Annotated in this window: 2 protein-coding genes; both read right to left on the reverse strand. The window is 61.9% G+C overall.

What is annotated here, in order from left to right:
- On the reverse strand, positions 1 to 3,271 hold a 3,271-nt coding region (locus tag CGZ88_RS08765), incomplete at its 3' end, for an Ig-like domain-containing protein (RefSeq protein WP_165778745.1).
- A gap of 184 nt (positions 3,272 to 3,455) precedes the next feature.
- The coding region (locus tag CGZ88_RS08770) for an S-layer homology domain-containing protein (RefSeq protein ID WP_133120929.1) at positions 3,456 to 4,041 on the reverse strand (586 nt) is incomplete at its 5' end.

Here is a 4,041-nt window from a genome sequence, read left to right on the forward strand (position 1 = left end):
CAAAACGACCATCCGAATACCCATTCGTGATACCCTGCGCCGCCAGCCACTCGATCTCATCATGGAACGACACACCAGCCGGCACATCAGAGAACCGATCAGACGAACCACCATTCTTGGTGACGGTGACCACGATCGCAGCCGACTTACCGGAAGCCGTCACCGTGATCGCCGTGACACCCTCGGCCTTCGCCGTGACCTTGCCATTGCCATCGACCGTCGCAACCGACGGATCCGACGACGTCCAATAGGCCGCGCCGACCGTCGCGTTCGCCGGGGTCGCCTTCACCGACAGCTGCACCGACTTGTTCTGCGCCAACGTCAGCTTGTTGTTCGCGACACCGGAGCCTGAGATCGAAATCGACTGCAGGACGGCGCCGTTGTTCTCGACCGTCACGATGATGGAGGCGGACTTGTTGCCGGCGGTCGCCGTGATGACGGCATTGCCGGCCTTGATGCCGCGCACCGTGCCATTGGCCACCGATGCCACCGAGGCGTTCGACGTGCTCCACGTGACGGTACGGTCCGTCGCGTTGCTCGGCAGCACCGTCGCATTGAGATTCAGTCCGGCACCGACGTTGATCGACGCCTTGCCAGCCGACACACCAGTACCCGAGATAGCCACCGACTCAACCGGAACCACCGGCGTCGGGTCGTCGCCCTTGGTCACGGTGATGGTGACCGATGCGGACTTGCCGTCGGCCGTCGCCGTGATCTTCGCGATGCCGAACTTGACGCCGCGAACGATGCCGTCCGAGGCGACGGTCGCGACCGCCGTGTTCGAGGACGTCCACGTCACGGTCGGGTTCGTCGCGTTCGCCGGCAGCACAGTCGCCGCGAGCTTCTTCGAAGCGCCTTCCTGGATCGAGAAGTCGTTGCTATTGATGACAACGGAGGTCACCGGCACGACCGGGATGACCGCGCACGGCGCAGCGCCTTCGGTGAGCCTGCCGTTCTCGACGAGGATGTCCTCGCCGCTGCCCTTGTAGTTCTGACCGCCGTTGCTGTCCCAGTTGCTCGAACCGTTGTTGAACGTCAGCTCGACCGCCTGCTGGTCCGGATTGTCGATCGTGAAGGCGACGTAGCCGTCGCAGGCCTCTTCCATCTTCGCGCCGGGCGCGGTCGTCCATGCGCCGGTGCCGACGCGGTAGTGGATGTAGGTGGAGTCGACGCCGAACTTGTCGGACGGATAGTAGACGGTCGTACCCTGCGGCGTCACGATCTCGCCGGTCACCGTCACCGTAATCGATGCGGAGACGCCACCTGCCGTGGCCTTGATCGTCGTCGTACCCGCCTTCTTACCGCGCACGAGGCCGCTCGAGGAGACGGTCGCAACGGACGGATCGGAGGAGGTCCATGCCACATTCCGCACGGTCGCGTCCGACGGCGTGACGGTCGCCGTGAGCTGCGCGCTTGTCGACGCGTTCAGGTCCATGTCGAGACGGCCATTGTTCACGCCGTCACCGGAGATTGTCACCGATTCGACCGGGGTCTGTGCGCCCTTGTGGTAGGTGTAGGTGTGGCTCACCGACTTGCCGTTGTTGCCGGTGCCGGTCACGGTCACCGTCACGTCGGCGCCGCCTGCGGAGCCCGCGCCGATCGTGATGATGTCGCCGTCGTTGAAGGAGCCGGAGGCGCCCTCGGACGTGCTGTAGGAGGCGTTCGCCATATTGAACGAGCGCAGCGTGATGTCCTTCGTATCCTCGAAATCACCCTTGTTCGGCATCGCCTCGGCCGAGGAGATCGGCGTCGTGTCGACCTTCGGCGTGTAGAACGCGGCCACGGTGTTCGCCTCGACGGAACCGGAGGTGATCTTGCCGCCGGAGACGGTGATCGTCGAGCCGGAGACCTCATCCTTGTAGGTGCCGTTGTCGAGCTTCGTGCTCATGCCGGCAAGGTCCTGGCCGCCGCGCTCGGTCGTTGCGACGAGGACGCCGTCGTTCGACGCGTTGCCGTCCGACTTGTAGCGTTCGACCATGACGCAGTGGTCACCGCCGCAATTCTGGATGTTCTCGTCGTTGCCGACCATCGCGTTGCGGAAGTGGTTCGACGCGACGACGCCCGGCTGCTTCCAGTCGTCGGAGCCGACGTCGCCGATCTTCGACTTCTCGGAGAACCATTCCTGCGTACCGCCCGAAGCATACGGACGGTTGAAGAACAGCGTCATCGCCTTGCCGCGGGCGTTCATCGTCGCCCACGCGGTGCGCACCTGCTGCTCGGTGAACTTCTCGGACTGGCGGTCGCAGTAGTTGTCATGCGACTCGATCCATGTCACGAGCTGATTGACTGGGGCGTTGAGGCGGAAATCGGTGAAGAAGCGCGTGTTGACGCTGCGGTCGTTCATCGAGTTGCGCATCTCCTGACCGTAGTCGGACGCGGTCACGCCGCCGCCGTTGATCGAGGAGTCGTTGAACATCGCGGCGTAATCGGTCTCGCGCACGTTCTTGTCCTGCAGCACCTCACCGTACTGATACTGCGCGCCGTTCGGCAGAATCGTGTTCCAGTACTGGGAGCCGCCGAACTCGTTCGTCAGCTCGATATGCTTCGCCGCGTCGTAGCGGAAGCCGTCGGCGCCGTCCGCCACGACCTTGCGGTAGAACTCGGCCATACGCTGCGCGACCTCGCTGTTCTGCGTGTTGAGGTCCCACAGACCGGACAGCGTGTGCTGCGTGCAATCCTCACGATCGTTGTAATCGTTGATCGGAGCCTGCGGATGGAAATAGTCCTTGTTCTGCCACGACGGATCGATGACCTCCCATTCGGAGGTGAAATGGTTCGCGACGGCGTCGACGATGACGCGCACGCCGTACTGGTGCGCGATGTCGCACATCTGCCGGAACTCGTCCTCGGAACCGAGGATGTAGTTGCCGACCGTCGTGTTGATCGGCTGGTAGATGTAGTACCAATTGAGGTACCAGTTGCCCTTGCCGAGCTCGCTGTTGTCCTTGACGGCGGACACGTTGTTGATCTGGATGGAGGTGTAGCCGGCCTGGGCGATCTCCTCCATATGCTCCTTGATCGTCTCGAACGACCACATGAAGGTGTGCAGCGTGGCGCCGTCCCTCATGTCCTTCGTCAGACCGTACTCGTTGCGTGCGGCCTCGAACGAGGCGTTTCCCACCGTCTCCGCATAGCTGTCGCGCAGCGGCGCCGCGGAAGCGGTCTCCGACGCGGCCATGCCGAGGCTCAACCCGCCGAGCAACGTTGCTGCGGCGACCAATCCGGCGACGGTTTTTTTACGAATGCCTGCAAGGCGACCCGTCAATACCATGTTGAAGTTACCCTTCCCTGAATAACTCTTCTTGTGTTTGCTTTCCCACTGGATGGCAAAAGGGGGCTTAGGCACAAGCTTGTACCTAAGCCCCCGCTGCATCAATGATGCGTCACAGTGTTGTGGTCATCGGTTTGGAATCGCATGATGCTCACCGAATCTCCACTCACTTGTCAAGGTGTGCTCAGATGAGTTTGTCGAGGCGGTACAGGAACGCGGCCATCGCCGAACGCGTCAGCTTGTCACCATAGCCGAACGTACCATTCGCGTTACCACGCGTGATACCCACCTTCGCGCACCACAGGATCTCCTTGGAAGCGAACGTGCCACGCTTCACATCCGAGAACCGGGCATACTCGGCATCCGACGGCGCATACGAACCCACACCGGGCACACCCGCCAGCAACGCATAGCGATACAGGAACACCGCCATATCCTGACGAGTCAGCTTGTCATTACCCTTGAACCGGCCATTCGAACCCTGCGAAATGCCATTACGAGCCAGCCACAGGATCTCCTTGGCACCATACGAACCACGCTTCACATCCGAGAACCGCTGGTAATCCGCATCCGACGGCGTGAACGACGCGGCACCCGCCACGCCATGCACCGTCGCCAGACGATACAGGAAGATCGCCATATCCTGACGATTCAGATGATCACCATAACCAAAACGACCATCCGAATACCCATTCGTGATACCCTGCGCCGCCAGCCACTCGATCTCATCATGGAACGACACACCAGCCGGCACATCAGAGAACCGATCA

Source organism: Bifidobacterium anseris (assembly GCF_002860345.1).
Taxonomy (GTDB): Bacteria; Actinomycetota; Actinomycetes; order Actinomycetales; family Bifidobacteriaceae; genus Bifidobacterium; species Bifidobacterium anseris.